At 68.8% G+C, this 23,356-nt stretch carries 24 protein-coding genes and 1 pseudogene; 13 read left to right on the top strand and 12 right to left on the bottom strand.

Annotated elements, in window-relative coordinates:
* The first annotated feature begins 39 nt into the window (after positions 1-39).
* The 3 genes from IT779_RS06265 to IT779_RS06255 all read left to right on the top strand — a co-directional run bounded on the left by IT779_RS06265 (position 40) and on the right by IT779_RS06255 (position 1,318).
* Positions 40-672 carry an O-methyltransferase gene (locus IT779_RS06265; protein ID WP_196148195.1) on the top strand — a complete coding sequence of 211 codons (633 nt, stop codon included), beginning with the start codon at positions 40-42 and terminating at the stop codon, positions 670-672.
* Positions 673-767: 95 nt separating this feature from the next.
* Positions 768-1,007 (top strand): hypothetical protein, encoded by a 240-nt coding sequence (locus IT779_RS06260; RefSeq protein ID WP_196148593.1) that lies wholly within the window; start codon positions 768-770, stop codon positions 1,005-1,007.
* Between the two features lie 107 nt (positions 1,008-1,114).
* Positions 1,115-1,318, top strand: coding sequence for a hypothetical protein (locus IT779_RS06255; protein ID WP_196148194.1), 204 nt, complete (start codon positions 1,115-1,117; stop codon positions 1,316-1,318).
* 34 nt (positions 1,319-1,352) lie between these two features.
* On the opposite strand, the gene glgC is transcribed toward IT779_RS06255, so the two are convergent.
* Positions 1,353-2,567: a glucose-1-phosphate adenylyltransferase gene (gene glgC, locus IT779_RS06250; protein ID WP_196148193.1), complete on the bottom strand. Its 1,215-nt coding sequence runs from the start codon at positions 2,565-2,567 to the stop codon at positions 1,353-1,355.
* A gap of 200 nt (positions 2,568-2,767) precedes the next feature.
* Here glgC and glgA point away from each other — a divergent pair, with 200 nt between their 5' ends.
* Complete coding sequence (gene glgA, locus IT779_RS06245) at positions 2,768-3,925, top strand: glycogen synthase (RefSeq protein ID WP_196148542.1); 1,158 nt, start codon at positions 2,768-2,770, stop codon at positions 3,923-3,925.
* An 83-nt stretch (positions 3,926-4,008) separates the two neighbouring features.
* Here the strand turns inward: glgA and IT779_RS06240 are convergent, their stop codons facing one another.
* From IT779_RS06240 to IT779_RS06200, 9 genes and pseudogenes are all read right to left on the bottom strand, one after another.
* Positions 4,009-4,929, bottom strand: coding sequence for a putative RNA methyltransferase (locus IT779_RS06240; RefSeq protein ID WP_196148192.1), 921 nt, complete (start codon positions 4,927-4,929; stop codon positions 4,009-4,011).
* 68 nt (positions 4,930-4,997) lie between these two features.
* Positions 4,998-5,165, bottom strand: a complete 168-nt coding sequence (locus IT779_RS06235; protein WP_011211259.1) for a DUF3117 domain-containing protein — start codon at positions 5,163-5,165, stop codon at positions 4,998-5,000.
* Between the two features lie 168 nt (positions 5,166-5,333).
* Complete coding sequence (locus IT779_RS06230) at positions 5,334-5,903, bottom strand: DNA-3-methyladenine glycosylase I (protein ID WP_196148191.1); 570 nt, start codon at positions 5,901-5,903, stop codon at positions 5,334-5,336.
* Positions 5,904-6,079: 176 nt separating this feature from the next.
* Positions 6,080-6,358, bottom strand: a pseudogene (locus IT779_RS37495) (DivIVA domain-containing protein); the annotation flags it as partial.
* 71 nt (positions 6,359-6,429) lie between these two features.
* The gene (locus IT779_RS06220; RefSeq protein WP_196148189.1) at positions 6,430-7,566 is read right to left on the bottom strand and encodes an Mrp/NBP35 family ATP-binding protein; all 1,137 of its coding nucleotides are present in this window, start codon (positions 7,564-7,566) and stop codon (positions 6,430-6,432) included.
* An 18-nt stretch (positions 7,567-7,584) separates the two neighbouring features.
* Positions 7,585-8,436, bottom strand: a complete 852-nt coding sequence (locus IT779_RS06215) for a lytic transglycosylase domain-containing protein (protein WP_196148188.1) — start codon at positions 8,434-8,436, stop codon at positions 7,585-7,587.
* Positions 8,437-8,563: 127 nt separating this feature from the next.
* Positions 8,564-9,973, bottom strand: a complete 1,410-nt coding sequence (locus IT779_RS06210; RefSeq protein ID WP_196148187.1) for a lytic transglycosylase domain-containing protein — start codon at positions 9,971-9,973, stop codon at positions 8,564-8,566.
* 121 nt (positions 9,974-10,094) lie between these two features.
* On the bottom strand, positions 10,095-10,700 hold the full coding sequence (locus IT779_RS06205; RefSeq protein WP_196148186.1) for a DUF1003 domain-containing protein: 606 nt from the start codon (positions 10,698-10,700) through the stop codon (positions 10,095-10,097).
* Positions 10,693-11,979: a magnesium transporter MgtE N-terminal domain-containing protein gene (locus IT779_RS06200; RefSeq protein WP_196148185.1), complete on the bottom strand. Its 1,287-nt coding sequence runs from the start codon at positions 11,977-11,979 to the stop codon at positions 10,693-10,695. Before IT779_RS06200 ends, IT779_RS06205 begins: the two co-directional genes overlap by 8 nt.
* Positions 11,980-12,041: 62 nt before the next feature.
* Here IT779_RS06200 and IT779_RS06195 point away from each other — a divergent pair, with 62 nt between their 5' ends.
* From IT779_RS06195 to IT779_RS06185, 3 genes are read left to right on the top strand one after another with little or no spacing between them, the layout of a single operon-like run.
* Positions 12,042-12,998 (top strand): HpcH/HpaI aldolase/citrate lyase family protein, encoded by a 957-nt coding sequence (locus IT779_RS06195; protein WP_196148184.1) that lies wholly within the window; start codon positions 12,042-12,044, stop codon positions 12,996-12,998.
* A gap of 12 nt (positions 12,999-13,010) precedes the next feature.
* Positions 13,011-13,502, top strand: coding sequence for a general stress protein (locus IT779_RS06190; RefSeq protein WP_040709651.1), 492 nt, complete (start codon positions 13,011-13,013; stop codon positions 13,500-13,502).
* A gap of 2 nt (positions 13,503-13,504) precedes the next feature.
* On the top strand, positions 13,505-14,086 hold the full coding sequence (locus tag IT779_RS06185; protein WP_196148183.1) for a suppressor of fused domain protein: 582 nt from the start codon (positions 13,505-13,507) through the stop codon (positions 14,084-14,086).
* 9 nt (positions 14,087-14,095) lie between these two features.
* Here the strand turns inward: IT779_RS06185 and IT779_RS06180 are convergent, their stop codons facing one another.
* Positions 14,096-15,169: a magnesium and cobalt transport protein CorA gene (locus tag IT779_RS06180; RefSeq protein WP_408637727.1), complete on the bottom strand. Its 1,074-nt coding sequence runs from the start codon at positions 15,167-15,169 to the stop codon at positions 14,096-14,098.
* Positions 15,170-15,293: 124 nt separating this feature from the next.
* Here IT779_RS06180 and IT779_RS06175 point away from each other — a divergent pair, with 124 nt between their 5' ends.
* From IT779_RS06175 to IT779_RS06160, 4 genes are all read left to right on the top strand, one after another.
* The gene (locus IT779_RS06175) at positions 15,294-16,148 is read left to right on the top strand and encodes a PHP domain-containing protein (RefSeq protein WP_196148182.1); all 855 of its coding nucleotides are present in this window, start codon (positions 15,294-15,296) and stop codon (positions 16,146-16,148) included.
* 14 nt (positions 16,149-16,162) lie between these two features.
* Positions 16,163-16,411 carry a hypothetical protein gene (locus IT779_RS06170; RefSeq protein WP_332838682.1) on the top strand — a complete coding sequence of 83 codons (249 nt, stop codon included), beginning with the start codon at positions 16,163-16,165 and terminating at the stop codon, positions 16,409-16,411.
* A 50-nt stretch (positions 16,412-16,461) separates the two neighbouring features.
* Complete coding sequence (locus IT779_RS38700) at positions 16,462-18,798, top strand: FAD-dependent oxidoreductase (protein WP_332838681.1); 2,337 nt, start codon at positions 16,462-16,464, stop codon at positions 18,796-18,798.
* 963 nt (positions 18,799-19,761) lie between these two features.
* The gene (locus IT779_RS06160) at positions 19,762-20,967 is read left to right on the top strand and encodes an NAD(P)-dependent malic enzyme (RefSeq protein WP_408637726.1); all 1,206 of its coding nucleotides are present in this window, start codon (positions 19,762-19,764) and stop codon (positions 20,965-20,967) included.
* 223 nt (positions 20,968-21,190) lie between these two features.
* Here IT779_RS06160 and IT779_RS06155 read toward each other — a convergent pair whose 3' ends face one another.
* The gene (locus IT779_RS06155; protein ID WP_196148179.1) at positions 21,191-21,355 is read right to left on the bottom strand and encodes a hypothetical protein; all 165 of its coding nucleotides are present in this window, start codon (positions 21,353-21,355) and stop codon (positions 21,191-21,193) included.
* Between the two features lie 82 nt (positions 21,356-21,437).
* On the opposite strand from IT779_RS06155, the gene IT779_RS06150 reads away from it, so the two are divergent.
* Positions 21,438-22,322, top strand: a complete 885-nt coding sequence (locus IT779_RS06150) for a glycine betaine ABC transporter substrate-binding protein (RefSeq protein ID WP_196148178.1) — start codon at positions 21,438-21,440, stop codon at positions 22,320-22,322.
* A gap of 313 nt (positions 22,323-22,635) precedes the next feature.
* Entirely contained in the window at positions 22,636-23,328 is a 693-nt protein-coding gene (locus tag IT779_RS06145; protein ID WP_332838680.1) for a PadR family transcriptional regulator, read from the top strand.
* Positions 23,329-23,356: the final 28 nt, after the last annotated feature.

Raw genomic sequence — 23,356 nt, 5'->3', positions numbered from 1 at the left:
AGCGGGTGCGTACGAGGCGCGGACAGCTAGCCTCATACGGTGGCATCGAACCTGGAGCGAAATCTCTCCTACGTGGAAGAATCCGTCGTGGAGGACGAGATCCTCGTCAGCGCGCGCGAACGGGCCACCGAACTGGGCGCGGCGCCGGTGCCGCCGTCGGTCGGGGCACTGCTGAGCATGTACGCCCAGTTGCTGGACGCTCGCGCGGTCGTCGAGGTCGGCACCGGTGCCGGCATCAGCGGACTGTGGCTGCTCGACGGAATGCGTGAGGACGGCACGCTGACCACCATCGATTCCGAGCCCGAACTCCAGCGCGCCGCCAAGGACGCCTTCCGCGCCGCCGATATCCCGCCCGCCCGCACCCGGCTCATCAACGGCAGGGCGCTCGACGTCCTGCCCCGCCTCGCCGACGGCGCCTACGACCTCGTCTTCATCGATGCCGCACCGCTCGAACACCCCCAGTACGTGGCGCAAGCGGTGCGATTACTCCGCGCGGGCGGTGCGATCCTGCTGCACAACGCACTACTCGGCGGGCGCGTGCCCGACCCGTCCCAGCGCGATCCGGCCACCCAGGCCGTGCGCGCGGCCACCAGGGCCATCGCCGAGGACCCCGAATTGACCAGCGTCCTCATCCCCGTCGGCGACGGACTGCTCTGCGCCTCCCGAGGCTGATCCGACCGGTGTGCTCGAGCCCATAGGCGTGTCACCCGCGTCGAGGCGGTCGCGACGGGTATGCGACAGCCACATCGAGACGCAGAGGTATGACAATGTTCTGGCAACGTAGTTCCGAGGTCGCCGAGACCGCACACGTCGGCATCATCGTCAGCGAACGTTCGGCACCGGACTGGATGATGGTGATATCGGTCGTTTTCGGCGCCGTGATCGCGGTGGCGCTGATCGTGCTCCTATTGGTCAGCAATGCCGATTTCGACACCGGTCCGCCGAAGGCGCCGCCGCCGTCGGGTACCTGTGAACCGTTCTGCGGCGCGGCACAACCCGCGCCGTAGGGCTCGCGGCCCTCGGGACACCTACGTCGGCGGTCGCCGCGGCGAGCCGCCGAGAGTTCGTGGCGGCGCACCGCCGACGAGGTCGCGATGGTGAAGGGTGTACGGCGATGTTCCGCAACGACAACGAGAACGACCGCGAGGAGTGGGCGGGCGCCAGTGTCGTGTTCGTGCTCATCGTGCTGGTCGCCGTGGTCGCCATGATCCTGGTCAGCACCGCCGACTTCGGTGACCGGGACCGCCCGACGACGCCGCGCACCCCGGGCCCGTGCGAACCGTTCTGCCCGAGGCCGACGATCCAGTCCCAGCCCTGACCCGACGTCGCCGCCTTCGATCGCGAACTCGGGATCAGACCCAAACACCCTTCCCGACGGTCACCACACCGCCGTTGCTGACCGCGAAACGTTGCCGGTCGCGCTCGAGATCGACGCCGATGATCTCGCCATCGGCGACCACCACGTTCTTGTCGAGGATGGCGCGCCGCACCACTGCGCCGCGCCCGATCCGCACCCCTGGCATCAGCACGCTGCCCTCGACCGTGGCGCCGTCATCGATCACCACGTTCGAACTCAGCACCGAATTGCGCACCGTCGCCGCCGAAAGGATGCTGCCCGCGCCGACGATGGACTCCTGGGCGAGCCCGCCCTGCGCGAATTTGGCGGGCGGCAGGTTCTCGGCGGCGCCGCGGATCGGCCAGCGCCGGTTGTAGAGGTTGAAGACCGGATGCACCGAGACCAGGTCCATATGGGCCTCGTAGAACGCGTCGATGGTGCCCACGTCGCGCCAGTACCCGCGATCGCGTTCGGTGGCGCCGGGCACCTCGTTGTCGGCGAAGTCGTAGACCGCGGCCTGACCGGCGGCCACCAGCGCGGGAATGATGTCGCCGCCCATGTCGTGGTCGGAATCGGAGTTCTCGGCGTCGGCGCGGATCGACTCCACGAGCACCTTCGTGGTGAACACGTAGTTGCCCATCGAAGCGAAGGTGACGTTCGGGTCGTCCGGCGTGCCCGGCGGGTGCGCGGGCTTCTCCAGGAACTGGGTGATCCGGCCGTCGTCGTCGGAATCGATGCAGCCGAAGGCGCTCGCCTCGCTGCGCGGCACCCTGATGCCCGCCACCGTGACGCCCGCGCCGGATTCGATGTGGCGCGAGACCATCTGCTCCGGATCCATGCGGTACACGTGATCGGCGCCGAACACCACGATGTACTCGGGGTCCTCGTCGTAGATCAGGTTCAGCGACTGCATGATCGCGTCGGCGCTGCCGGTGTACCAGCGCGGGCCGAGTCGCTGCTGTGCGGGCACCGGGGTGATGTACTCACCCGCGAAACCCGACAGGCGCCAGGTCTGGGAGATATGTCTGTCCAGGGAATGCGACTTGTACTGGGTGAGCACGCACAGCCGGAGATAGCCCGCGTTCACCAAGTTGCTCAAGACGAAATCGATCAAGCGGTATGCGCCCCCGAAGGGCACCGCTGGCTTCGCACGATCCGCCGTGAGCGGAAACAGGCGCTTGCCCTCGCCACCGGCGAGCACGATCCCGAGTACGTGCGGCTGGCTCCTCACACGTGCCAAACTACCGTGAAGTGCGGGTGTGAGTGGCCCCTGCGGACCCGAGCGTCTACTTTGAAGCCGTGAGTTTCGGCACGGACGGCGGGCGCTCGGCGGCGGGATCCGGTGCGGCCGAGCCAAGTCGCGACGAGATCGCGCACAGCACACCCGGTGGCGCGCACCAGGACGGGGCGCACGAGCGCCTCCGGGTGGCGATGCTGACCCGCGAATATCCCCCCGAGGTGTACGGCGGGGCCGGGGTGCATGTCACGCAGTTGGTGACGCGCCTGCGGCAGCTCGCCGAGGTCACCGTGCACTGCATGGGCGTTCCGCGCACCGACGCGGTGGTGCATCAGCCGGATCCGATGCTCTACGCGGCCAACGCGGCGCTGCAGATGATGTCGGCGCAGCTGCGGATGGCCGATGCAGCGGGACACGTCGACGTGGTGCATTCGCACACCTGGTACACCGGGTTCGCGGGCCATCTCGCGGCCACCCTGTACGGCATTCCGCATGTGCTCACCGCGCATTCGCTGGAACCGCGGCGGCCGTGGAAGGCCGAACAGCTCGGCGGCGGCTACCGGCTGTCGTCCTGGTCCGAGCGCAACGCCGTGGAACACGCCGACGCGGTGATCGCGGTCAGTGAAGGCATGCGCCACGACGTGCTCGACGCCTACCCGGCCCTCGACCCGGACCGGGTGCACGTGGTGCACAACGGGATCGACGCGACCCTGTGGCATCCGGGGGCGGCCGAACCGGAGGCCAGGCCGGTCCTGACCGAACTCGGCGTCCGCCCCGATCTGCCCGTCGCGGCCTTCGTCGGCCGGATCACCCGGCAGAAGGGGGTCGGGCACCTGCTCGCCGCGGCGCGCCGATTCGACCCCGACATCCAGCTGATCCTGTGCGCGGGCGCGCCCGACACCAGGGAACTCGAGGTGGAGACGGCCGCCGCCGTCGAGGAACTGCGGCAGGGCCGAGGCAACGTGTTCTGGGTGCGGGAGATGCTGCCCACCGAGCAGATCCGGCAGATTCTCGCGGCCGCCACGGTTTTCATCTGCCCCTCGGTGTACGAACCGCTCGGCATCGTCAACCTGGAGGCCATGGCCTGCGGCACCGCCGTGGTCGCCTCCGACGTCGGCGGCATCCCCGAGGTCGTCCGCGACGGCGAGACCGGCCGCCTGGTCCACTACGACCCGAGCGCCGCCGAGGACTACGAACGCGACTTGGCCGACGCCGTCAACGAGGTCGCCGCCGACCCCGCCGGGGCCGACCGGTTCGGCGCCGCCGGGCGGGAAAGAGCCATCGCGGAATTCGACTGGGCCGCCATCGCCGCCCGCACGATCGAGGTGTACGACCGGGTCCGCAAGTACTGAGCGGGCTACGTCGCCTGCGGCGTACATCGGTGTGGGTGTGCTCAGGTCGGTAGCACCGGCTCCGCGGTCAGTGCTCCCGGATTTCAGCGCGGCACGGGTCGGAAGGTGGAGGCGATCACGGACGCGGTGACTTCGACGCTCTCCGGAAGCGCGGCTATGGCTTGCCGCATGCGATCACCCGCGTGGAACGCGGAGGGGCCCATGCCGACGACGTGGGCGATATCGGAGTGCGACAACGCCATCGAGTACTCCACCACCGTGCGGTCGAGCTGTTCGAAGTGCCCCGCCACGGCCTCGCCCAGTCTGCGGTCCTTGTCCGGGTCGACGGTGACCATGTCCAGCGGGCCGACCAATTCGGCGAGGTGGCGCGGGGTCGGGCCGGCGACGACGAAGCGGCCGTCCGCGCGCAGCACCCTGGCGACCTCGGCGGGATTGCGCGGGGCGAAGACGGCGAGCACGGCGTCGAGGCGGCCGTCGCCGATCGGCAGCCCGCGCCATGCGTCGGCGAGCACCGACGCGGCGCGCGGGTGGGCGCGTGCGCACCGGCGCGCCGCGGGTTTGGACACATCGAGCGCGATGCCGAGCGCCGAAGGTACAGCGTCGAGCAGGTGGGCCAGGTAGTAGCCGGTGCCCGCCCCGATCTCGAGTACCGCGCTCGTCTCGGCGAACGTGGCGTCGGCGGGCGCAGTCCGACCCTCGACCGCGAGGCCCTCCGCCGTCGCGCCGGTCCCGCCCGACAACCGTGATCCGGTGGCCGTCACCAACGCCAGCGCGATCGGTGTGAAATGCCCAGCGCCCTGGAATGCCGCCCTGGCGTCGAGCATGTCGGCGGTGTCGCCGGTCATTTTGGTCGACGCGCCGGTCAGGAGGCTGACATAGCCTTGTTTGGCGACGTCGAAACTGTGCCCGCGCCCGCAACGCAGTACCCGGTCGGCTGCCGCCAGTGGCAGACCGCATTCCGGGCACGCGAGCAGGGCGGCCACTTCAGCGAGGGCCGGGTGCATGGGCAGCGCCGTTGATCCCCGAAATACCGGGGATATCGCGGCGACCCGTGCGGGCGCGACGCGTGGGACTAGCTGGTGACACTCTTCAATTCGTCGCCGAGCGCCGCTGCCTCGTCCGGTGTGAGTTCGACGACCAGACGCCCGCCACCCTCGAGTGGAACCCGCATGACGATTCCACGCCCTTCTTTGGTTGCCTCGAGGGGACCGTCCCCGGTGCGGGGCTTCATGGCCGCCATCCTCTGCTCCCTCCAGATCTGCGCGGTCTTCTGCGCACTTTCTTGGAACTCCAGTTGTCACCAACCAGTGAGCTCACCGGCATTTGGCAAGCTACACCGGTACCATTCTTCCCTATCGCCGAACTCGACGGATACCTGAGTTCGAAATGTGATCCCTAGGTCGAGACTTCACCCGTCGTGGCGCACCCAGCAATCGATCAGATGGTCATCGACCATTCCGGTTGCCTGCATGAGTGCGTACGCCGTGGTCGGTCCGATGAACCGGAATCCGCGTTTCTTCAATTCTTTTGCCAGAGCGATGGATTCGGGACTGGTCGCGGGCACGTCGCCGATCGCGCGCGGTCGCGGGCGTGCGGGCGGCGCGAAGGACCAGATCAGCTCGTCCAAGCCGGCGTCGAGCGCGCGGGCAACCTTGGCATTGGCGATCGCCGACTCGATTTTCGCCCGGTTTCGCACGATGCCGGTATCGGCGAGCAATCGGTTCACGTCCTCGGCGCCGAACTCGGCCACGTGTTCGATGGAGAATCCCGCAAATGCGGTACGGAACGCGGGCCGCTTACGCAGGATGGTGATCCACGCCAGACCCGACTGGAATGCTTCCAGACACATTCGTTCGAACATCGCGTCGTCGCCGTGCAGCGGGCGGCCCCACTCGGTGTCGTGGTAATCGCGATACAGCTGGGAACCGTCCGACCACGGGCACCGGATACGGCCGTCGGCGGCGAGTTCGGCGGTCACCTCGGAGCCTCGGGCGCGGCATCGGGAGCGTCGGGGGACACCGCGGGCCTCGGGCCCGTAAGTCCGGCCAGCGGCCCGGAAACCTCGTCGGCGGCCTTCTCGGTGACGCCCCACGCCGGACGCGGCGGCAGCGGCTGAGCGGGGAACGGGGAACCGCCGCGTGCGATGGTCGCGCCTCGGGTCTGCGCCAACTCCGACTGCAGTTCGTCGATGCGGGCGGCGAGCCGGGCGAGCACCCAGTCGACCTCGCCCGCCTTGTAGCCGCGCACCGCCTGCTGGAAGCGCAGCGCGCGCACATCGGCGCCGCTTATCCCTTCCGCGGGCAGCACCGTCGCCGTCGTGCCCTCCGGCAGCGGGCCCAATTCCTCCCCCCGCCCGAACACCGCACTCGCGAGCAGGAACAGCACGACGGCCACCAGACCGACGAACAGCACGTAGACAAGCAGCGTGAGCATGTGACGAGCTTATTGGCACCCGCCGACACCCGGCACGCGCCTTCGGTGCGCCGGACTCGGATCCGAGAGATTCAGAGGTGGCGGGTGGTGTCGATCCCCAGCGACATGCCCGCGAGGCCGCGACGGCGCACCGCGAGTTTGTCGGCGATCTCGATCAGCGCCTTGGCCGAGGCGCTTTCCGGATCGCGCAGCACGATCGGGACGCCGTCGTCGCCTGCCTCGCGCAGCTCCTTTTCGATCGGGACCTGTCCGAGTAGCGGGACACTCGCGCCGACCGCCCGGCTGAGGCTATCGGCCACCGTCCGGCCGCCGCCCGAGCCGTAGAGCTCCATCCGGGAGCCGTCGGGCAGATCCATCCAGGACTGGTTCTCCACGACGCCCGCGATGCGCTGGCGGGTCTGCAACGCGATCGAGCCCGCGCGCTCGGCGACCTCGGCCGCGGCCACCTGCGGGGTGGTGACGACGAGGATCTCCGCGTTCGGGATCAGCTGGGCGATGGAGATCGCCACGTCGCCGGTGCCGGGCGGCAGATCGAGCAGCAGGATGTCCAGATCGCCCCAGAACACGTCGGCGAGGAACTGTTGCAGCGCGCGGTGCAGCATCGGGCCGCGCCACACCACCGGCGTGTTCCCCTGGGTGAACTGCGCGATCGAGATGAATTTCACGTCGTGCGCGACGGGCGGCATGATCATGCGCTCGACCTGGGTCGGCCGCGCGTCGGAGCCGAGCATCCTCGGGATGGAGTGACCGTAGATATCCGCGTCGAGCACGCCGACCGACAGCCCACGCGCGGCCATCGCGGCCGCCAGATTGACCGTGACGCTGGACTTTCCGACGCCGCCCTTACCCGAGGCCACCGCGTACACGCGGGTGAGCGAGCCGGGCTGCGCGAAGGGGATCACCGGATCGGCGGAGTCGCCGCGCAGCTGCTTGCGCAGGGCGGTGCGCTGCGCGTCGTCCATGACGTCGAGATCCACCGAGACCGCGCCGACACCGGGCACGTCGGCGACGGCTTTGGTGACCCGCTGGGTGATCTCGGTGCGCAGCGGGCAGCCCGCCGTGGTCAGGTACACCTCGATGTGGACGTCGCCGCCCTGACCGATGATGATGCTCTTGACCATGCCGAGTTCGGTGATCGGCTTGCGGATCTCCGGGTCGTCGACCTTCGCGAGCGCGCCCCGCACATCCGATTCCGTGACCACTGACATGACTCGACTGTAGTGCTGTCAGATCTTGGGCAGCTCCGCGGGCTTCGGAGCGACGCCCGAGTTGTAGGAGTTGGCCCAGGCCATCACGTTGGCGACGTAGGCCATCGAGTTGTTGTAGCGCAGGATGGCGCGGGTCTGCTGGGCGAGGTCGCGCATGTTCAAGCCGCCGCTGCACAGGTACTTGCCCGCGGTGAGCGCCGCGTCGTACAGGTTCTGCGGATCGGCGATGCCGTCGCCGTTGCCGTCGGCGGCGTAGCGCTTCCAGGTTTCGGGCAGGAACTGCATGGGGCCGATGGCACGGTCGTAGCCGCCGAGCCCGTCGAGTTCGCCGCCGTCGGTGTCGCTGATGACGTGGTTGCCGTAGAGCGATCCGTCGAGCACCGGGCCGTAGACCGGGCTGAGCGGATTGCCGTCGACATCGGCCTTGCCGCCGAAGGCGTGGGTGGATTCGACCCGGCCGATGCCCGCGAGCATCGACCACGGCATATTGCACTCCGGGTTCTCGGCCTCGAGGATGTGCTCGGCCTTCTGATAGGCCGCGACGGCGACGCCGGGAATGCCGAGCGCGCCCGCGGGCAGGTCGGCCCGTTCCCGGTTCTCGGCCAGCGCAACGGTTTTGACGACCGGCGGCGGGGCGACATTCTGCTTGGCCATGACGTGGCCCGCTGTTTCGTCCAGCGCGGCGGCGAGCCTGGCGCCGAGCGCGGTCTCCCCGTCGGCGGGGGTCTGTTGGATCGCGTCGGTCAAATCTCCGGGGTCGAGATCGGAGGCGCCCGCGACGGCGACCAGTCCGGCGGGGAGAAGACCTGAAAGCGCGAGAACTGAACTCCGCCCGAGACTTCCGGACGAAGGTTTACGGTGACGCCCCACGGTGTGGTGCCCTCCTCCGCTGACAACCAAATCGAACTTGAGGAGAGGCTACCGCATCCGAGATCTTTTTGTTACTCCTTCGTGATCTGTTGTCACGTTTGAACTTCGCGACACGGACCGAGCAGGCTCAGCCCACCGGTGCGGGCGGCAGCGGGATCACGATATTGAACGGCAGGGTGATCGCGGGCGGCGCGACGGGCGGTGCGGGCTCGGCCGCGGGCGGCTCGGGCGGCTGTGTGGTGGCCACCTCGGGCTGTTCGGCCTGCTGCTGCGGCGGCGCCTCGACCGACCGCGGCGCGGGCACCTGCTGTTCGGTGACCGCGGGCGGCGCGCAGACCGGCGCGGGCTGATTCGCCGCCTCGGGCTTCGGATTGTCGGCGCCGAAGTTCTGGGTGGCCGCCGCGGGCGGAAGGGCGGGATCGCCGGGGCGCGGCATCGGCGCGGGAACCGTCTGCACCGCACAGGGATTCGCGGGCGGGGGCGGCGGCGGGCAGAAGATGCCGCACGGAATCGGGGGCAGGCCGGGGATGTTGATCATGACCTGCGCGGGCGTGGTGGGTGTCGCGGGCGCGACGGTGGTCGAGGTGTTGGGCGGCAGCTGACCGGCGGCGCCCGGCGTGGTCGGGGTGACCGTGTTGACGGCAAGCATGTCGGGTCCGGCTTGGATCGGGGCCTGGCCCGGCGGGATGAGATCGGGGGAGATGCTGACCTGGGCCGGGGTGCCGCCGGTGCGGTAGGCCGCGGACCAGCTCAGCACGTTGGCGGCGTAGGACATCGAGTTGTTGTAGCGCAGTACCGCGCGTAGCTCTTGGGCTGGGTCACGTAGGTTCAGCCCGCCCGAGCACAGGTATTTGCCCGCGGCCACGGTGGCGTCGAAGACGTTGTGCGGGTCGGCGACTCCGTCGCCGTTGCCGTCGGCGGCGTAGTGGCTCCAGGTGCTCGGCAGGAACTGCATCGGCCCGAGCGCGCGCACGTAACCGCCGTCGGTCGCCTTGATGACTTCGTTGCCGGGCAGGGTGCCGTCGAGGGCGGGGCCGAAGATCGGGGTCACCGAGGTGCCCGCGGCGTCGGTGCGGCCGTTGCTCGCGTGCGCGGACTCGATGCGGCCGATGCCCGCGAGCAGATTCCAGGTCAGGCCGCAGTTGGGCGCCTGCGAGGCCATCGCGAGTTCGGCGTTGCGGTAGGCGGCGAGCACGATCTCGGGAATGCCGAGGGCGCCGCCCGTGGCGGGTAACGCGATGTCACGAAGGGGTACCGCGCCCGCGAACGGGGCCGCGCCGTCGGCGGGCGGGGTCAGTGCGGTGAGTTTGCGCGGCGCGTCGGGGGTGACCGCGAGCAGGCCGACTGTCCGAGACAGCTGCGTTTCCGCCGTGTTGTCCGCGATGTTGCTGGAGCCCCCGGACTGACTCGACGCGGCGAGCAACGCCTCGGGTGCCTGTGGCGCTTTCGTTTCGTCTGTGGTATTCGTAGTCGACCCCGTGGCGACAAGTCCCGCGACGACCAGGGCCGATACGGTTATCGGAGCGGATATTCGCATGCGACCACACCAATCTCTACGTCGAGAGAGCGCGCCTGCCCGGGAAGATCACGAACCGGACACGCTCGGGACAACGAGATCCAGGTTACCGATCGGTCAAGTGGTTGTTGAGCATTTCACGTCAATCATCGACAACGGGTAACGATATCGAGTCCGTAGCGGGCTTGTGGCCGGAGGATTTCTTGCGACGGGGCTTTCCCGGCTTGTTCACACCCGACTTGTTCACGTCGTGAACACGCTCGGGTGACACCGCGGCCTCGATCCGGTCCACGGCGTCGCGCATCTCGTCCAGTTCGCGACGCAGATAGTCACGGGTCGCCACCTCACCGACGGCGAGTCGCAGCGCCGCGAGTTCGCGGGCCAGGAATTCGGTGTCGGCCTTGGTCTGCGCCGCACGGGTTCGATCCTCCTCCAGTGCCACCCGATCCCGGTTGTCCTGCCGGTTCTGCGCCAGCAGGATCAGCGGCGCGGCATAGGCGGCCTGGGTGGAGAACGCGAGGTTGAGCAGGATGAACGGGTACGGGTCCCAGCGCAGCGCCACCACGAAGATGTTGAGCACGATCCACACGATGACCACGACGCTCTGGATCGCGAGATAACGTCCGGTGCCGAGGAAGCGCGCCACCTTCTCGCTGCTGCGCGCCAACGCCTCGGCGTCCCAGTCGATCCGGAACCGCGACCCGACCGGCGTCTCCAGCCGCTGCCGCGCCTGACTCTTCTCACTCATGTCCCGGCACTCCCTCGTGCGCCTGTTCGTGTTCGCGCCAGTCCTCGGGCAGCAGGTGATCGAGCACGTCGTCGACGGTCACGGCGCCGAGCAGATGGTCCTGCTCGTCCACCACCGGTCCGCAGACCAGGTTGTATGTCGCGAAATAGCGCGTCACCGCCGCCAGCGGAACTTCGGCGCGCAATGGCGAGAGATCGCTGTCGAGTATGCCGCCCACCAGATGCGCCGGAGGTTCGCGCAGCAGTTGCTGGAGATGTACGCAGCCGAGATATCTTCCGGTCGGAGTCGCCGTTGGCGGGCGGACCACGAAGACCATGGACGACAGTGCGGGCGTCAGGTCGGGATTGCGGACCCGCGCCAGCGCTTCGGCGACCGTGGTCGACGGCGTGAGGATCACCGGTTTCGGCGTCATCAGGCCGCCCGCGGTGTCGTAGGAGTATTCGAGCAGCCTGCGCACCGGTTCGGATTCCTGCGGATCCATCAGCGCCAGCAGCGATTCGCGTTCCCCCGTCGACAGCTCGCCGAGCAGGTCGGCGGCGTCGTCGGGGTCCATCGCCTCCAGCACGTCGGCGGCGCGGCCGACCTCGAGATGGCCGAGCAGATCGATCTGGTCGTTCTCCGGCAATTCCTGCACCACGTCGGCCAGGCGTTCGTCGTCGAGCGCCTCGACCACTTCCAGCCTGCGTTTCTCCGGCAGCTCGCGCAGCAGGTGCGCGACATCGGCGGCCCGCAGGCCCTCGAACTGTTCGAGCAGTGTGGTGACGTCCTGATTCGGCCCGCCGCTCTCGTACGGTGTGAGACCCGACACCCGCGACCAGTCAACCACGTGCACGGTGCGCCTTCGCCCGATGCGCCGGTGCCCGCGCACCGCGACCCGCGAGATCCGCCAGTCCCGCGTCCGGGTGAGTTCGATGCCGAGATCGACCACATAGACCTCGATATCGTCCAGATCGGGCAGGTCGGGATCATCGACCATGACATTGGAGTCCACGATCTGCGCGAGGGCGAGCAGCTCCCCTGGACGTTGCGCGAAACGGCGCAGACTCACGGTACCGGTATTCAACGTGACCACCCCCGGCTCGATCGCGGTGACCCGCAGCATCGGCACGAATATCCGCCTGCGGCTCGGCAATTCGACGACCAGTCCGTGCACCCGCGGCTGCTGGCGGTCGTATCGGACGGCCACGACCACGTCGCGGATCCGGCCGATAGACTCCCCGTCCGGACCCAGCACCGTCAGGCCTGCCAGCCTGGCGACGTACACCCTGGTAGCTGCCATGCTGCCAGGCTAGAGGTTCGTCGGCGGGCGTCCACGCCGCGCCACGGACGACAGGAGTGTTCATGAAGCCGCGCCGATCCGTGCTCGCCTGCCCAGGCAGCAGCGTGAAAATGATCGCGAAAGCCAAGACTCTGCCCGTCGACGAGGTCTTTCTCGATCTCGAGGACGCCGTCGCGCCCGCCGCCAAGGTGCAAGCGCGCGCGAATATCGTCGCCGCGCTCAACGATTCGGGGTGGGGAACGCAACTCCGGGTGGTGCGCGTCAATGACTGGTCGACGGAGTGGACCTACGCCGATGTCATCGCGGTGGTCGAGGGCGCGGGCGCGGCGTTGGACGCGATCCTGCTGCCGAAGGTCACCGACGCCGGACAGGTACGCGCCCTGGATCTGCTGCTGACCCAACTGGAGAAGACCTGCGGACTGGAACTCGGCCGCATCGGCATCGAACCGCAGATCGAGAACGCCGTCGGCCTGCGCAATATCGATGAGATCGCCACCGCGAGCCCCCGCGTGCAGACCCTGGTGTTCGGGCCCGCCGACTTCATGGCCAGCATCAACATGCGCACCCTCGTGGTCGGTGAACAGCCGGAGGGCTACGACTTCGGCGACGCCTACCATCACATCCTCATGACGATCCTGCTCGCCGCGCGCGCCAACGGCCTACAGGCCATCGACGGCCCCTACCTGCAGGTGCGCGATCCGGAAGGCTTCCGCAGGGCCGCCTGCCGCACCGCCGCGCTCGGTTTCGACGGCAAATGGGTGCTGCATCCGAGTCAGGTCGACCTCGCCAACGAGATCTTCAGCCCGCGGCAAGCCGAATACGATCGCGCCGAGGAGATCCTGGACGCCTACGCCTACCACACCTCGGTCGCGGGCGGCGCGCGCGGCGCGGTGATGTTGGGCGAGGAGATGATCGACGAGGCGAGTGCGAAGATGGCTCAGGTCGTCGCCGACAAGGGCAGGGCGGCCGGGATGACGCGCACCACGCGGTTCACCCCGCCGCGAAACGAGTCCGAATAGCAGAATGGGACCATGACGAATCCATTGGGAGGCTCGAATCGCGCCCGGCAGGGTCTGCCAACCCCGCCGTCGGGCTGGCCGGTGGGCTCCTACCCGACCTACGCGGAGGCGCAGAAGGCCGTCGACTACCTGGCCGACAACCAGTTCCCGGTGCAGGACGTGACGATCGTCGGCGTCGACCTGATGCAGGTCGAGCGGGTGCTCTACCGGCTGACCTGGGGCAAGGTCATCGGCGGCGGCGTGGTCAGCGGCGCGTGGCTCGGCCTTTTCCTCGGCTTGCTGCTGAGCCTGTTCACCACCGGCGGCGCCTTCGGACCGCTGCTGGTCGGCCTGGTCGGCGGCATCATCTTCGGTGTCATCACCACCACGATCCCGTACGCGGCCACCAAGGGGCAGCGCGATTTCGCCTCGACCATGCAGTTGGTCGCCGGGCGCTACGACGTGCTCTGCGATCCGAAATCGGCGGAACAGGCGCGCGACCTGCTCGCCAGGCTGGCGATCTGACCGTGGGCGTCCTCGACCGGGTCCGCGCGGGCGTCCTCGGCCATTTCGGGGTCGACGCCGCCGGGGTCGACACGGCCTCGGTGACCTTCCTCGGCGTCGAGCCCATCGAGATCCTGCGCATCCTCGACGGCGAGTTGGTGCACTACGTGACCCTCGGCGGATCGCGCCACCCCATGGGCGATCCGGCCGACGCGCTGGCGGATCCGGTGCGCGGGCCGCGCGCCGAGCTCGTGCTCACCCTGCGCCACGGCGTCGCGGTCACGGCGGGTCTGGTGCGCGGACTCGGCGTGTTGGCCGCGACACCGTCCGTGGAAGGTGTCGTGCTGCGTTCCGACGCGCTGCTCGATCTCGGCGAACCGCTGTTCTCGGGCGCCCCGTTCACGGCGGTGCTGCTCGGCGACAGCGATATCCCCGAGGTCGTGCTGCCCGAGCCCGCCGACCCGGTGCGCTACCTCACGGTGACGCCGGTGACCGCCACCGAGGCGGCTTGGGTGCGGGTGCGCGGCGCGGCGGCGTTGCGCGAGGCGTGGGCCGAGGCCGGAATCGATATCCGTGACCCGGAGCGCGGCGCGGCGACGCTGTAGGGCGGCCGTTCAGAGCCAGTGGTTGCGTCGGAACGTCACGAACAAGGCGACGCAGGCCACCGCGATCACCGAGAGCACCAGCGGATAGCCGTAGGTCCAGCGCAGTTCCGGCATGTGCTCGAAGTTCATGCCGTAGATGCCCGCGCCCATGGTCGGCACGGCCGCGATGGCGACATACGCCGAGATCTTGCGCATGTCGGTGTTCTGCTGCACGCCGATCTTGGCCAGCGCGGCGCTGATGAGCGCGCTCAGTGAGCCGTCGAAGTCGGCGATGCGTTCGGCCACGCCGGTGTGGTGGTCGGCGACATCGCGCAGGTAGCGCCGGATCTCCTTGGGCAGCGGCAGATCCGGTTTGTGCCCGAGCAGTTGCAGCGGTATCGCGAGCGGGGTCACCGCACGGCGCAATTCGACCACCTCGCGTTTGAGCTGGTAGATCGATTCCACGGCGACCTGGCTGCGCGGCGTGAAGACCTCTTCCTCCATCGCGTCGATGTCGAGTTCCACCGAAGCGGCGACCTCGATGTAGGTGTCGACCACGTAGTCGGCGACGGCGTGCAGCACCGCGCCGGGCCCGTACATGAGCATCGCCGGATCGGCTTCGAGCTGTTTGCGCACCGACGCCAGTCCGGAATGTTCGCCGTGGCGCACGGTGACCACGAAATCCGGTGCGCAGAACACCATGATCTCGCCGGACTCCACGATCTCGCTGACGCTGTGCAGTTCGTGCTCGACATAGGAGACGGTGCGCATCACCAGCACCAGGGTGTCGTCGTAGCGTTCGAGTTTGGGGCGCTGCCTGGCCTTGACCGCGTCCTCGACGACGAGCGCGTGCAGGCCGAATGTCTCGGCGATATCGCCCATCTGGCGGTCGTCGGGATCGTGCAGGCCGACCCACACGAAACCCTCGCCGCGATTGCGCACCTCGGCGCACGCGTCGCGGTGGGTGAACCGGCCGGGCAGGCGTCGTCCCTGCACGTAGACGCCGCAATCGACGATGGCGCGCGCGGTGGGCACGGGGACGCGTGGCAGTTCGCGCGCCGAGCGCGAGGCACGGAACGACGGCATCGGCCGGATGGAAGGCACATGCCGATGCTACGGCCGCGGGCGTTCGCGCCCACCGGTATCGGTACCGCGCGGTCTGGACTCGCGGGGTCGCGGGCGGACCGCGAGGACGCGCCGCCGCGCCACGCACGGTAAGACTGGACACGTGCGCATCGATCTCCACACCCACTCGACCGCCTCCGACGGCACCGACACCCCCGCCGAACTCGTGAGCAAGGCCGCGGCCACCGGGCTGGACGTCGTCGCGATCACCGATCACGACAACACCGCGGGCTGGGACGCGGCGGTCGAGGCGCTGCCCGATGGGCTGACGCTGGTGCGCGGGATGGAGATGTCGTGCGTCGGGCTCGGGGAGGACGGGCTGCCGGTCCCGGTCCATCTGCTGGCCTATCTGTTCGATCCCGGCGACGAGGTGTTCGGGCGCGAACGCGAGCGGCTGCGGGCCGAGCGGATCGAGCGGGTGCGAGGCATGGCCGAGCGGATGCGCGCGGACGGCCTTCCGGTCGACCCGGACGCGGTCCTGGCTTCGGCGGGTCCGTCGGCGGGACGCCCGCATCTGGCGAGGGCGCTGGTGGCGGCGGGGGTGGTGCCGAGCGTGGGCGCGGCCTTCGAAGAACTGCTCGCGCCGCACGGTCCGTATTACGTGGAGAAGGCCGACACGCCGCTGCGGAACGCGGTCGAGATGATCGCGACCGCGGGCGGGGTGAGTGTGCTCGCGCACGCGCGCGCCCGCAAGCGTGGTCGCGTGCTCGCGCTGCGGGAGGTCAGGGATCTGGCCGAGATCGGCCTCGGCGGACTGGAGATCGCCCATCCCGATCATTCCGACGCCGACCGGGACGTGCTGTCCGGACTCGCCGCCGAACTCGGTCTGATCACCACCGGTTCGTCGGACTATCACGGGACCAACAAGACCATCCGGCTCGGTGAGTTCACCACCGAGCCGGAGCAATTCGAGCAGATCGTCGGCAAAGCCACGGGAGTACCGGTGATCAACCGGTGAGAGTGGTCCGGTGGGTGAGCGGTGTGGCGGCCGCCGGGGTCGTCGTGCTCACCCTCGTGGTCGTCGTCATGGCCGTGGTCGCGGGTCGACGTGGATTTCCCGGACCGGGCGGGGAATCGGTCGCCCTGCATCTGGCGGCTGCGGTGGCGGTGATCGCGGCCCAGATTTTCGCGGATAGGCATCGCGGTTTCGCCGCATTTTCCGGGTCTCTGGTTGTTTTCGTGTGTGCTGGACTATTGCTCTGGACACAGTGGTGGGGTTGAAACCGCGTATTAGTTGCGAGCGGGTGAATTGTGGTCGAATATTTCTCTTTGTGAGCGATCATGAGACGGATGTTCTGGTTATCGGTGGAGGCCCTGCCGGAACCTGGTCCGCTGTCTCGGCGGCCCAGCTCGGCGCGCGCGTGATCCTCGTCGACAAAGCTCGATGCGGCGCCTCGGGGCCGACCGCCTTCGGCATGACATCACTGTGGAACATCCCCGACGGACCCCTGCGCGACGAAGCGGTCCGACGCGCCTACGCGCACGGCGGCGATCTCGGCGACCCCGACCGCATCCACCGGATGCTCGAGGAAACCTACCGCCGCGTCGAGGAACTCGCCCGCTGGGGATACCGCCTGCGCGCCCGGCCCGCGTCCCTGCGCATCGACCTCGATGGCACGCGCTACCTGCGCGGAATGCGAAGACGGCTCTACGAGGCCGGGGTGCGGGTCCTCGATCACCATCCCGCGCTGCAACTGCTCACCGACTCCGACGGGGTCGTCGCGGGAGCCACCGGCCTGCGCCAGCGCGACCGGTTCCGGCCGTGGACGGTGCGCGCGGGCGCGGTGATCGTCGCGACCGGCGGCTGCGCGTTCCTTTCCGGCGGCGCGGGCACCGATGTCGATACCGGTGACGGGCTGCTGTTCGCCGTCGAAGCGGGCGCGGAATTGTCCGGAATGGAATTCTCCAGCGCCTACGGACTCGCACCGGTACTGAATACACACGCGTCTGTGACGCATTCGAGTTACGCCCCCGGACTCGGCAGGCATTTCACCGCCTTGTACGACGAATCAGGGGCCGAACTGCTCGGAAATCGGGCCGAGGCATTCACCGCCATCGCGGCGGGCAGGCGGGTATTCGCCGCGCTCGAGGATCTGCCCGACACCATGCGGAGTTGGCTGTCGCGACAGGGCGCGGTCGACCCCGCGGGGCGAATTCCGGTGCGGCCGGTGCTCGAAGGCACCGTGCGCGGCACCGGCGGACTGCGGGTCGCCACCGAGGACTGCGCGACCACCGTGCCCGGACTGTTCGGCGCGGGCGATGTGACCACCCGCGAGGCGATCACCGGTGCGGTGAGCGGATTCGGCGGTCAAGGGGGCGCGTGGGCGCTCGCGTCCGGTGTATGGGCGGGCGCGGGGGCGGCACGATTCGCGCGCACCAGCGGAACGCGGCGCGTGAGCGCGGTGCCCGGTGCGGGACTGCACGATCGGGCGCGCATCGATCCGAGGGCCGTCATCGGACTCGTCCAGGAACACACGCTCCCGTTGCGCCGCAGCTACTGGCGCAGCGCGGGCAGCCTGCGCGACAGCATCGCCGAACTGGACGCCATGTGGCCTGGCGCCCTCTTCGAACTGGGCGGGCGCGGCGCGGACCGGTTGCGCGCCAGGCAGGCCGCGGCGCTGCTTGCGGTGGCGCGCTGGACCAAATACAGCGCGCTGGCCCGCACCGAGACCAGGGGGATGCACCGGCGCACCGACCATCCCGGCGCACAGGCCGACTGGCGGGTGCGCGTGCGCTCGGGCGGGCTCGACCAGGTCTGGGTGCGGACCGAGGCCGAGACCGAAGGCGACGAACCCGAACTATCGTCGGCGGGTCGTCGACTCGCCGGACAGGAATCGATACTCGCGCTGCCGCCGCGCGTCCCCGCAGACGTGAGCGTTCCCGAGGCGGGCCGCGTACCGGCCGGACAGGAATCGGCGCTCATCCGTCCGCCCTCGGTGGCAGGCGAAGCCGCCGAGACCGCGCCGCAGATCGGGACCACGTTGCAGGTTGGGGCGACGTTGCCGATCGAGGTTGTGGCGTCGATCGGGGGTGCCGTGCCGATCGAGGGGGCGCCGCAGGTTGGGGCCGTGCCGCAGGTTGGGGCCACGTTGCCGATCGAGGTTGGGGCGCCGATCGGAGGTGCCCTGCCGATCGAGGGGGCGCCGCAGATCGGGGTCGTGCCGCAGATCGGGGCTGTGCCGCAGGTTGGGGCCGTGCCGCAGGTTGGGGCCACGTTGCCGATCGAGGTTGGGGCGCCGATCGGAGGTGCCCTGCCGATCGAGGGAACTGCGCAGGTTGGGGCCGTGCCGCAGGTTGGGGCCGCGCTGTCGACCGAGGTTGTGCCGCAGGTTGGGGCCGTGCCGCAGGGTGGGGCCGTGCTGTCGATCGAGGTTGTGGCGCCGATCGGAGGTGCCCTGCCGATCGAGGGAACTGCGCAGGTTGGGGCCACGCCGCAGGTTGGTGCCACGCTGCCGATCGAGGCTGCGGCGCCGATCGAGACCGTGCCGACGATCGAGGCTGCAGTGCCGATCGAGGCTGTGGTGCCGATGGAGCTCGGGCCGTTGGTGGAGTCAGGGGCATTGACGGGAAGATCCGCGCGGGAGTCCGCTGACCCGGTCGCATTGTGATCGATGGGTCTAGTTACCGGATACCGGTTGCTGACCCTCAGGACCGAGCTGCCGATCGGGGGTTGCGGCGCGGATCGGGAGCGCCTTGCCGATCCGAGGCAGTGGCACCGATCGAGACCGTGCCGCCGAGAGGGCTCGAGCCGCTGGTTGAGCCAGAGGCATCGGTACGGTCAGGGGTATTGATAGAAAGATCCGCGCGGACCCCGTCGCATTGTGATCGATGGGTCTAGTTGGCGGATACCGGTTGCTGACTCTCGGGACCGAGCTGCCGATCGGGGGTTGCGGCGCGGATCGGGAGTGCTTTCCCGATCGGGGCTGTGGCGCTGATCGAGACCGTGTCGCCGAGAGGGCTCGAGCCGCTGGTTGAGCCTGGGGCATCGGCACGGTCAGGGGGTATTGATAGAAAGATCGGCGTGCGGGAGTCCGCGGACCCCGTCGCATTGCGACCGATATACCGTAGTTGTCTGATACCGGCGCTGACCACGGAATATTCGCAGATCTCACGATCCGGGAAGAAGTTCGCTGCGCTGCCTCACACCAGCTGTTCGCCGATGTGCGAGTTTCCGCTTACCTCGGGGTAATTCCGAGGTCCTATCCTCCGAATATGACACGCCAACCGATTTCGACACAGCGGGTTGGCAAGTTTCACAGTGGCCGGCAGAATATTGCGAATTCCCAACCTCCGCCACCGCCGGGTTCGGGAATACCGATCTCCGCCGCGCGACGCACCGTCGCGCCCCGAAGGTCGCCCCGTAGCTTCCGTCCGGACCACCCTCCGGCTTCTCCGCTTCGCGGATCAGCGCCGCGCCACGATTTTCGATGCGGATCGTCGGATACCCGACCCCGATCGGAAGACGATTCGGACTCCTCGGCGCACCCGGCGAGCGGCCCGAATCGAGCACTATCGCAATACCCGGCGGTAACCGTCCCCCGGTTTATCCCGACCCGAGCAGGAGTGAAATCGTGTCACCTGTGACTGACGCACCGAATGCCACCGCGGATCCAGCTTCCCTCGCCTCGATCTCGTCGGAGGAGATCTTCGCGGGTCACCTCGGCGGCAAACTGTCGGTCGAACTGTCGGCGCCGCTGGACACCCAGCGTGATCTGTCCATCGCCTACACCCCCGGTGTCGCGCAGGTCAGCCGGGCCATCGCCGAGGACGAGTCGATGGCCAAGCAGTACACCTGGACCGATCGGCTCGTCGTCGTGGTCAGCGACGGCACCGCGGTGCTCGGCCTCGGCGACATCGGACCGCGCGCCTCGCTGCCGGTCATGGAGGGCAAGTCGGCGCTGTTCAAGAAGTTCGCCGGGCTGAACTCCATTCCGATCGTGCTCGACACCAAGGACGTCGACGAGATCGTCGAAACCCTGATCCGGTTGCGCCCGAGCTTCGGCGCGGTCAACCTCGAGGACATCTCGGCCCCGCGCTGCTTCGAGATCGAGAAGCGCGTCGTCGAGGCGCTGGACTGCCCGGTCATGCACGACGACCAGCACGGCACCGCCATCGTCGTGCTCGCCGCCCTCAACGGCGCGGCCCGCGTTCAGGGCCGCGGCATCGACGGCCTGAAGGTCGTGGTGTCCGGTGCGGGCGCGGCGGGCGTCGCGTGCACCAACATCCTGCTCGCCGCGGGTGTGGCCGATGTCACCGTGCTCGATTCGCGCGGCATCGTCGCCCGCGAGCGCGCCGACCTCAACGAGGTGAAGGCCGAACTGGCCCAGCGCACCAACCCGCGCGGCCTGCAGGGCGGCGCCGCCGAGGCGCTCGCGGGCGCCGACGTGTTCCTCGGCCTGTCCGCCGGTGTCATCGCCGAAGAGCTGATCGCGTCCATGGCCCCCGAGTCGATCGTGTTCGCCATGTCGAATCCCGATCCGGAGATCCACCCCGACGTGGCCCGCAAATACGCCTCGATCGTCGCCACCGGCCGCAGCGACTTCCCGAACCAGATCAACAACGTCCTCGCCTTCCCCGGCATCTTCAAGGGCGCCCTCGACGCGGGCGCCCGCCGCATCACCGAAGGCATGAAGATCGCCGCCGCGAACGCCATCCTCGGCGTCGTCGCCGACGAACTGGGCCCCGACAAGATCGTCCCGAGCCCGCTCGACCCCCGCGTCGCCCCCGCGGTCGCCGAAGCCGTCGCCGCCGCCGCCCGCGCCGAAGGTGTCGCCTGACCCGAACCCCGTCCTCGGGCCGCGCACTCACAAGTGCGCGGCCCGAGCCGTTTCACTCCCCGCGATCGCTCGACACAAGCTCAACCTCGAAACCCCCGTCGCGTAACTGCGATCACGACTGATCTCCAAAGACTCCGAAGCGTCTCTCAGCGGCCTCCGGCATCGACAAGCCGGAACCATATGAAGGTGACACATGGGGATTGCCGCAAGATGCGCACCGAAATCACCGCGACAGAACCATCGCAGCGGCGAGCACGCTGCTCGTGACAAGGATGCGCGCCACACGCAGCGCGAAACGCAGTGCCGAGCGCCGCAAAGTATCGGAGCCGAATGTGGTGTGCACGAAAATCCTTCCGGGTGATGCGAGCGACAGGGGCGCGTCGGCCACCGGTACATTCTGGTGGTCCATACTGCCCGCTACCGAGCCGATCCCTCGGCTCCCTCGACTCGCGAGAGTTGGTGTCGCCCGCATGTTCGTGGCCGCGTCGAAGCGGGCCCTCGCCCGGTTTCTGGTGGTCACGGCCGCCATCGCCGCCGTATCCTGCGGTTCCGATGACGCCGATCCGGCGTTCGTGGTCGGCGCGGGCGATTCGATCGAATCCACTGTGCTCGCCGAGGTCTACGCGGGCGCGCTGGCCCGCACCGGCCTGCGGGTCACGGTACTCACCGGGCTCGGGCAGCGCGCCGACTACCTGACCGCACTGGACCAGGGGCGAATCGCACTGGTCGGCGAACACGGCGGCGAACTGCTCACCCACCTCGACGCGACGAGCACCGCACGCACCCCCGCCCAGGTCACCGAATCTTTGAGCCGCGCCCTACCTCCGGGCCTACTCGTAGCCGACCCCGCCGAGTGGACCGACATGCGTCCCCGCGTACTTCTCGCGGCCGACACCTCGACCCGCGAGCGCGTGCACACCGTCACGGACCTGACCCCGCATTGCTCGACCTGGCAAGCCACCGAGGCCCCCGTCCCCGACGTCCTCCCCGGCGCCGCGGCGAAGATCGCAGGTTGCGGTTTCGCGGGCGGCAGGCCGACACCTGACCCCGCGATTCTGCGAAACAGCCTGCTGGCAGGTGAATTCCAGGTCGGCATCTTGTCCGGCCCCCCGACTCTCGCCCCCGGCGCGGACGCCGGTCTAACCGTCCTCGCCGACGACGACTACGCCGTCCCCGCCCAAAACGTCGTCCCCCTGTTCCGCAGGGGCCTCCTCGACGACCAGCGCGTAAAGAAACTGAACTACGTCGCAGGCGAACTCACCACCGACGACCTCGTGGACATGATCCTGCGAGTCCGTTCCGGCGCAACCCCCGCCGAAGCCGCCCGCCTCTGGCTCGACGCCCACGCTCTCTGACCTGGTGCGGCCTGCACGGCTGTCCGTGCGGTGACGATGATCGAATTCGTAGCCGCCGTGAATTCGTAGTCGCTTCAATGACTTCCGTGCTGGATTTCGGCCGGGTCGAGGATGGAGCGTCGTGGCCCGATCGCCTGAAACGGCTCGCCGCGGCCGCGCGGATATCGATCGGGAGTGGTGGGCATCACAGTGGACTCGTCGGGGTCCACTCTTGTTCGCGCATTGCCCCGAGTCGTATATTCCGTGTGGAGTATTTCTGGTGGAATAGGTCGGGGCGGGTGTGGCTCGGTCCGGCGATCGCGCGGGTTCGTGCGTGAGCGTGGAGGTGGAGAGCATGGGGCAGCGTCCGCAGGTGACGGCTTTGGCGGTGGCGGTGCTCGCGCTGCTCGAGGAGCGGCCCATGCATCCATACGAGATGTATCAACTACTGCTCAGTCGGGGGGATGATCTGCTGGTCAAGGTCAGTGCGGGGTCGCTGTATCACACCGTCGCGCGACTGGCCGATCAGGAACTGGTATTCGCGGAAGGGGTGGATCGGGAGGGTAATCGTCCCGAGCGCACCACCTACCGCCTCACCGAGCGCGGACACGAGACGCTGCGGGCCAGGCTCGCGGAAGTGTTGCGTTTCCCGCACGCCGAATATCCGATCTTCCCGTTGGCGCTGGCCGAGGCCCACAACCTGCCGCGCGAGGATGTCGTGGCACTGCTCCGGGAGCGGCTGCGATTCCTGCGCGTAGACATCGAGGACCTCGACCGCATGGCGGAGTGGGCCGCCGCGCACATGGTGCCGCGCCGCTACTGGGTCGTCGTGCCGTATCTGCGTGCCACCCTCGGATCCCAGGTGGCCTGGCTCGAACAATTCGTGATCGACCTGGAGAGCGGTGCGCTCGACTGGGAGGAGTTCGACCCGCTCACCGGCCTGCGGGTATCGGGACCGGAACACCCTTGGGCCGAGTCGGATTCGGCTGTTCCTCCGCCCGTCCGGCGCCGGGCGGCACCGCTGTGAACCGCGCCGCCGAGAACTACGACATTCC

This window comes from Nocardia bovistercoris, from assembly GCF_015674855.1.
Lineage (GTDB): Bacteria > Actinomycetota > Actinomycetes > Mycobacteriales > Mycobacteriaceae > Nocardia > Nocardia bovistercoris.
Note: the sequence above shows the minus strand (reverse complement) of the source record. Positions and strands in the feature narration are given on the sequence as shown.

What these genes read in the sequence shown, in the direction of transcription:
- IT779_RS06150 (WP_196148178.1), top strand. Translation starts at nt 21,438, where the DNA reads ATGTTCGTGGCCGCGTCGAAGCGGGCCCTCGCCCGGTTTCTGGTGGTC.
- IT779_RS06195 (WP_196148184.1), top strand. Translation starts at nt 12,042, where the DNA reads ATGAAGCCGCGCCGATCCGTGCTCGCCTGCCCAGGCAGCAGCGTGAAA.
- IT779_RS06200 (WP_196148185.1), bottom strand. Translation starts at nt 11,979, where the DNA reads ATGGCAGCTACCAGGGTGTACGTCGCCAGGCTGGCAGGCCTGACGGTG.
- IT779_RS06240 (WP_196148192.1), bottom strand. Translation starts at nt 4,929, where the DNA reads ATGCACCCGGCCCTCGCTGAAGTGGCCGCCCTGCTCGCGTGCCCGGAA.
- IT779_RS06205 (WP_196148186.1), bottom strand. Translation starts at nt 10,700, where the DNA reads ATGAGTGAGAAGAGTCAGGCGCGGCAGCGGCTGGAGACGCCGGTCGGG.
- IT779_RS06220 (WP_196148189.1), bottom strand. Translation starts at nt 7,566, where the DNA reads ATGTCAGTGGTCACGGAATCGGATGTGCGGGGCGCGCTCGCGAAGGTC.
- IT779_RS06190 (WP_040709651.1), top strand. Translation starts at nt 13,011, where the DNA reads ATGACGAATCCATTGGGAGGCTCGAATCGCGCCCGGCAGGGTCTGCCA.
- IT779_RS06260 (WP_196148593.1), top strand. Translation starts at nt 768, where the DNA reads ATGTTCTGGCAACGTAGTTCCGAGGTCGCCGAGACCGCACACGTCGGC.
- glgA (WP_196148542.1), top strand. Translation starts at nt 2,768, where the DNA reads ATGCTGACCCGCGAATATCCCCCCGAGGTGTACGGCGGGGCCGGGGTG.
- IT779_RS06210 (WP_196148187.1), bottom strand. Translation starts at nt 9,973, where the DNA reads ATGCGAATATCCGCTCCGATAACCGTATCGGCCCTGGTCGTCGCGGGA.
- IT779_RS06235 (WP_011211259.1), bottom strand. Translation starts at nt 5,165, where the DNA reads ATGGCGGCCATGAAGCCCCGCACCGGGGACGGTCCCCTCGAGGCAACC.
- IT779_RS06255 (WP_196148194.1), top strand. Translation starts at nt 1,115, where the DNA reads ATGTTCCGCAACGACAACGAGAACGACCGCGAGGAGTGGGCGGGCGCC.